This is a genomic window from Shewanella sp. AS16 (assembly GCF_021412365.1).
Taxonomy (GTDB): domain Bacteria; phylum Pseudomonadota; class Gammaproteobacteria; order Enterobacterales; family Shewanellaceae; genus Shewanella; species Shewanella salipaludis.
The window spans coordinates 1-283 of record NZ_JAKCLK010000394.1; the positions used below are offsets into that span (position 1 = coordinate 1).

At 52.7% G+C, this 283-nt stretch carries 1 protein-coding gene; it reads left to right on the forward strand.

Translation table 11 applies throughout. The features are described from left to right. On the forward strand, positions 1-283 hold a 283-nt coding region (locus LZP73_RS20800; protein ID WP_234236879.1), incomplete at both ends, for a sulfatase-like hydrolase/transferase.

A 283-nucleotide genomic window follows, 5' to 3' on the forward strand; every position in this document is an offset into this window, starting at 1 on the left:
GAAGAGCAAGAACGGATGGCAAAACTTTCCGGAATGAAAGATACCTGGACGGTCACTGCCGTTAAGCCGAAGTATCAGACCTATGTGGTGGTGATCGGAGAAAGCGCGCGTCGCGATGCCCTCGGTGCCTTTGGCGGTCACTGGGACAATACCCCGTTTGCCAGCAGCGTTAACGGTTTGATATTTGCTGACTACATTGCCGCCAGTGGCTCCACGCAGAAATCGCTTGGCTTAACGCTCAATCGCGTTGTCGATGGCAAACCACAGTTTCAGGATAACTTTG